This window comes from Acidovorax sp. KPB24-03 (genome assembly GCF_057546605.1).
Window position 1 is genome coordinate 1 of record NZ_BAAJYR010000205.1, and the last position, 6,143, is coordinate 6,143.

Below are 6,143 nucleotides of genomic sequence, written 5' to 3' on the forward strand. Positions count from 1 at the left end.
TCCTTGGCGAACTCCACGATCAGGATGGCGTTCTTGGACGCCAGCCCGATGGTGGTGAGCAGGCCCACCTGGAAGTACACGTCGTTCATCTTCCAGGTCAGCATGGCCCCGAGCAGCGCGCCGAACACGCCCAGCGGCACCACGAGGATCACCGAGAACGGGATCGCCCAGCTTTCATAGAGCGCCGCCAGGCACAGGAACACGATCAGGATCGACAGCGCATAGAGCAGGCCGGTCTGGCCGGTCGAGGCCTTCTCCTGGCGCGACAGCCCGGTCCACTCGAAGCCGATGCCGGGCGGCAGCTTGGCCACCGCCGCCTCGACGATCGCCAGAGCCTCGCCGCTCGATGCCGCGCCCGGCATCGCCATGCCCAGGATTTCCATGGAGGGCACGCCGTTGTAGCGCTCCAGCCGCGGCGAACCCGATGTCCAGCTGGCCTTGGCGAACGAGGTGAAGGGCACCATCGTGCCGGCGCTGTTGCGCACGTACCAGCGATCGATGTCCTCGGGCAGCATGCGAAACGGTGCGTCGGCCTGCAGCATCACCTTCTTCACGCGCCCCTTGTCGATGAAATCGTTGACATAGCTGCTGCCCCAGGCGGCCGAGAACGTGTTGTTGATGTCGGCCATCGACAGCCCCAGCGCCCCCGCCTTGTGCGGATCGATCTCCAGGCGGAACTCCGGCGTGTCCTCCAGTCCGTTGGGGCGCACCGCCACCAGGCGTGGGTCCCTGGACAGCTCGCCCAGCAGCTGGTTGCGCGCCTGCATCAGCGCGGCATGGCCCAGGTTGGCGCGGTCCTGCAGCATCAGATCGAACCCGGTGGCGTTGCCCAGTTCGGACACGGCAGGCGGCGCGAAGGCGAACACCTGCGCATCGCGGATCGTCGCGAAGAACGCGCCGGCCTTTTGCGAAACGCCCGACACGCTCAGCGCCTCGCCCTTGCGCTCGTCCCAGGGCTTGAGCTTGACGAAGGCAAACCCCGTGTTCTGGCCGCTGCCGGCGAAGCTGAAGCCGGACACCGAGAACACGCCCGCCACCGCATCCTTCTGGTCCTCCAGGAAGTGCTTCTCCACCTGGTGGATGACCTCTTCGGTGCGCGCGTTGGCGGCACCGGGTGGCAGCTGCACCAGCACGAACATCGTGCCCTGGTCCTCGTCGGGCAGAAAGCCCACGGGCAGCTTCATGAAGCCGAACACCACCGCCGCCAGCAGCACCGCATACAGCGTCATGTAGCGCCAGCCCTTGCCCAGCATGTGCCGCACGATGCCCTGGTAGCCGCGGTTGCCGCGATCGAAGGCACGGTTGAACGCTCCGAAGAAGCCGGTCGTCGCCATGGCGTGGCCCTTGGGCACCGGCTTGAGGAGCGTGGCGCACAGGGCGGGCGTCAGCACCATCGCCACCAGCACCGAGAGCGTCATCGCCGAGACGATGGTGATGGAAAACTGGCGGTAGATCACCCCGGTCGAGCCGCTGAAAAACGCCATGGGCACGAACACCGCGGCCAGCACCAGGGCCACGCCGACGAGCGCTCCGGTGATCTGGCCCATCGACTTGCGCGTGGCCTCTTTGGGCGACAGTCCCTCCTCGGTCATCACCCGCTCGACGTTCTCCACGACCACGATGGCATCGTCCACCAGCAGCCCGATGGCCAGCACCATCGCGAACATGGTCAGCGTGTTGATCGTGAAGCCGAACGCCGCGAGCACGCCGAAGGTGCCCAGCAGCACCACGGGCACCGCAATGGTGGGGATCAGCGTGGCGCGGAAGTTCTGCAGGAACAGGTACATCACCAGGAACACCAGCACCACGGCCTCGACCAGGGTCCGCACCACCTCCTCAATGGAGATGCGCACGAACGGCGTGGTGTCGTAGGGCTTTTGCACCTTCATGCCCGGAGGGAAGAACTTCTGCAGTTCGTCCACCCGCGCGTCAATCGCGCGGACCGTGTCGAGGGCATTGGCGCCGGTGGCCAGCTTGATCGCCAGGCCGGCGGCCGGCTTGCCGTTGTAGCGGCCGACGGTGCTGTAGTTTTCGCTGCCCAGTTCGATGCGGGCCACATCGCGCAGCCGCACCTGCGAGCCGTTGGTCAGGGTGCGCAGCAGGATCTCCTCGAACTCCGGCGCCGTCTTCATGCGCGTCTGCGCGGTGATGGTGGCGTTGATCTGCTGGTTGCCGGCCGCTGGCAGCGCACCCAGCTGGCCGGCCGAGACCTGCGCGTTCTGCGCCTGGATGGCCGTCTTCACATCGAGCGGCGTGAGGCCGAAGTTGGCCAGCTTGTCCGGATCAAGCCAGACCCGCATGGCGTACTGCGAACCGAACAGGGTCGTGTCGCCCACGCCTTCCACGCGGCTGATCGCGTCCTGCACGTTGGCGGCCACGTAGTCCGACAGGTCGGAGCCGTTCATGCTGCCGTCTTCGGAGGTGAAGGCCAGCACGTTCAGAAAGTTGGTGGCCGACTTGGTGACCGTGACGCCCTGCTGCTGCACCTCTTGCGGCAGCAGCGGCGTGGCCAGCGACAGCTTGTTCTGCACCTGCACCTGGGCGGTATCGGGGTCGGTGCCGTTGTCGAACGTGAGTGTGATCGTGACCTGGCCGGACGACTCGCTGGTCGAGGCCATGTAGCTGAGCCGGTCCAGTCCCTTCATCTTCTGCTCGATGACCTGGGTGACGGTGTCCTCCAGCGTCTTGGCGGAGGCGCCGGGGTAGTTGGCCGTGATCGCCACGGCGGGCGGCGCGATGCTGGGGTACTGCGCGATCGGCAGGGTGAAGATAGAGAGGGCGCCGGCCAGCATCACGATGATGGCCAGGACCCATGCGAAGATGGGGCGGTCGATGAAAAAGCGTGCCATGGGGTTCTTTCGCGCGCGTCAGTTCGCGGAGTTGGCGGCACCCTCGGGGCCGGTGGCCTGTGCCACGGGCGCGGCCGCGGCCTTGGGTGTCCAGGGCATCGCCTTCACCAGGGCACCGGGCGCGGCCCGCTGCTGTCCGTCCACCACGAGCCGGTCTCCGGCCTGCAGCCCGGTGCGCACCAGCCACTGGTCGCCCACCGTGCGCTCGGTCTCCAGGGCCCGCCGCTGCAGCTTGCTGTCCGCGCCGACCACGTAGGCCATGGGCTTGCCGGTGCTGTCGCGCGTGACGGCCTGCTGCGGCACGAGCAGGCCCTGCTCCTTCACGCCTTCCTGCAGCACGGCGCGCACGTACATGCCGGGCAGCAGATCGGCCCGCGGGTTGGGGAACACGGCGCGCAGCGTGATCGCGCCGGTGCTCTGGTCCACGGTGACGTCCGAGAACTCCAGCTTGCCTTCCAGCGGGTAGGCGCTGCCGTCTTCCAGCATCAGCCGCACCTTGGCGGCATTGGCACCCGCCTTTTGCAGATCGCCGCGGGCCAGGGCCTGCTTGAGGCGCAGCAGCGCGGCGCTGGGCTGCGTCACGTCCACGTAGATCGGGTCCAGTTGCTGGATGGTCGCCAGCGCCGTGGCCTGGCTGGCGGTGACCAGCGCGCCCGGCGTGACGCTGGACTTGCCGATGCGGCCCGAGATGGGCGCATCGACCCGCGCATAGGCCAGGTTGATGCGGCTCGTTTCCACGTTCGCCCGGGCCGATGCCACGTCGGCCTCGCCCTGGCCCAGCGATGCGGCCGCGTCGTCGTAATCCTGCTGGCTCACGGCCTGGATGGCCACCAGCTCCTTGTAGCGGTCGGCCTTGAGCCGGGTGGTCTTGAGGCTGGCCTGGGCCTTGGCCAGGGCGGCCACGTTGCTGTCGTAGGTGGCCTGGTAGGTGGCAGGGTCGATCTGGTAGAGCGCCTCGCCGGCCTTCACATCGCTGCCCTCGCGGAACTTGCGCGCCTTCACGATGCCGCCCACCTGGGGCCGCACGTCGGCGACCAGGTAGGGCACGGTGCGGCCGGGCAGTTCGGTGCTCAGCGCCACAGGCTGCGGCTGCACGGTCATCACACCGACGATGGGCGTGTCCTGCGGTGCCGGCGGGCCGCCCGGGGGCTTGCCGCAGGCGGCGAGCAGACAGGCCATGGCAGCTGCGGCCGACAGCGTGAGCAAGGGGCGATGAACGGGTCGCATGGGCAATCTCCAAAGAACAATGCGCCGATGATATACAAACCGTACTGTACGGTAAAGTAAATTTGACTTCGATTCTTCGCCCATCAATACTCGGACGCATGAATACAGAAAACGGAAGTCGGTAGATGCGCGTCAAGACGGAAGCCAAGCGGGACGCGATCGTGGAAATTGCCTCCCAGGTTTTTTCGGAATCGGGGTTCGAGGGGGCGTCGATGGCGGAGATCGCCGCCCGGGTCGGGGGCTCCAAATCCACGCTGTACGGGTATTTCAGCTCCAAGGAAGAGCTGTTCCTGGAGGTCGCCATCGGCGCGGCCAAGCAGCACATCGAATTGTTCTTTCTCGCGCTCGAGCAGGACGAGAGCGAGCTGGAAACCGCGCTGAAGACCTTCGCCGAGAAGATGCTGGCCGTGATCTGCAGCGAGCCGGCCATCCAGGCCAAGCGCGCCTTCGTCGCCGAATCGGGCCGCAGCGACATTGGCAAGCGTTTCTTCGAACTGGGCCCCCACAAGGGCATTCAGGCCCTGGGTTCGTTCCTGGAAGCCCAGATGCGCAAAGGCCTGCTGCGGCAGGCCGACCCCCTGACCGCGGCGCGCCACTTCATGGCCCTGATGGAGTCGGAGACGGCCACGCCGCGCCTCTTCGGCCTGGAGGACAACCTGTCCAAGGTGAAGATGCGCCAGGCCATCGGCCGGGCCATCGACGTGTTCTTGCGCGGCTACGCGGTGGACCCGGCCGACGGCGCCTGAAGCGCCCGGCACCACCGATCGCGGGAGCGTCCCGGCGCCCGCCGCCCCCCCACCGGGCCCGGCTGGCATAAGCACATGCGCAGATGCCATAAGGCCGCGGGGCCGGTTTGCCCGACAATGTGCGGGTTTGCCCGCATGGCAGGGGGCAGCCCAGGTCGCGCAATGCGCCCATCCGCCACCGGCCCTGCCCCTGAAGGCTTCTTTCGTCTCACACCCAATCTGCACCATTTCCATGAGCGCATTCAACGAAGAACGAGTCCTTTCCGTCCACCACTGGACCGACCGCCTGTTTTCCTTCACCACCACGCGCGACCCGGCGCTGCGGTTCTCCAACGGCCACTTCACCATGATCGGCCTCAAGGTGAACGACAAGCCGCTGCTGCGGGCCTACAGCATCGCCAGCGCCAACTACGAAGAGCACCTGGAGTTCCTGTCGATCAAGGTGCCGGACGGCCCGCTGACCTCGCGCCTGCAGAACATCCAGGTGGGCGACTCCATCGTGGTGGGCAGAAAGCCCACGGGCACGCTGCTCATCGACTATCTGCTGCCCGCCAAGCGCCTGTATTTGATCTCCACGGGCACGGGCCTCGCGCCCTTCCTGTCGGTGATCCGCGACCCCGACACCTATGAGAAGTTCGAGGAAGTGGTGCTGGTGCACGGCGTGCGCCAGGTCAAGGAGCTGGCCTACCACGACTTCATCACCGAAACGCTGCCGCAGCACGAGTTCCTGGGCGAGACGGTGTCCAAGCAGCTCAAGTACTACCCCACGGTGACCCGCGAGCCGTTCCGCAACCAGGGCCGCATCAACGACCTGATCGAAAGCGGCAAGCTCTTCACCGACCTGGGCGTGCCCCCGCTGGACCCGCTGGTGGACCGCGTCATGCTGTGCGGCAGCCCCGAGATGCTGGCATCGCTCAAGGCCATCCTGGAGCACCGCGACTTCGAGGAAGGCAACACCACGAAGCCCGGCGACTTCGTGATCGAACGCGCGTTCGTCGAGAAATGAAGTGACGCGCCGGGCGCGGGCGGGCCCGGGATGGCAGAGGCCGGCCCTACCCGCGAGGCACCGGCCTCACGCAGCGCCGGCCCGTGGACAAAGCCACCCCTCAATTGCTATTAAATTAATAGCACAATGCCCTAGTACTGATTGCACTGGAGGCACAAAACACAAGATACCACCACGGTGGCCAGCGGCGCCGGAACCGCCGCCCCAATGGCAACGGGCGGCCAAGGCCGCCCGTGGGACAGTGATGAGGCAAGGGGCCTGCGCAGGCCCCGCCGATCAGTAGCCGTTGTTGGCCACGCGCATCGACTGCGCGCC

The 6,143-nt window shown here is 66.8% G+C and carries 4 protein-coding genes; 2 read left to right on the top strand and 2 right to left on the bottom strand.

Annotated elements, in window-relative coordinates; genetic code table 11:
- Positions 1-2,849, bottom strand: a 2,849-nt coding sequence (locus tag AC27KI_RS17130) for an efflux RND transporter permease subunit (protein ID WP_487114912.1), incomplete at its 3' end; no start/stop codon positions are given.
- An 18-nt stretch (positions 2,850-2,867) separates the two neighbouring features.
- Entirely contained in the window at positions 2,868-4,076 is a 1,209-nt protein-coding gene (locus AC27KI_RS17135; RefSeq protein WP_487089983.1) for an efflux RND transporter periplasmic adaptor subunit, read from the bottom strand.
- Between the two features lie 125 nt (positions 4,077-4,201).
- On the opposite strand from AC27KI_RS17135, the gene AC27KI_RS17140 reads away from it, so the two are divergent.
- Positions 4,202-4,822, top strand: a complete 621-nt coding sequence (locus AC27KI_RS17140; RefSeq protein ID WP_284394670.1) for a TetR/AcrR family transcriptional regulator — start codon at positions 4,202-4,204, stop codon at positions 4,820-4,822.
- A 232-nt stretch (positions 4,823-5,054) separates the two neighbouring features.
- Positions 5,055-5,828, top strand: coding sequence for a ferredoxin--NADP reductase (locus AC27KI_RS17145; RefSeq protein WP_272549805.1), 774 nt, complete (start codon positions 5,055-5,057; stop codon positions 5,826-5,828).
- Positions 5,829-6,143 lie beyond the last annotated feature (315 nt).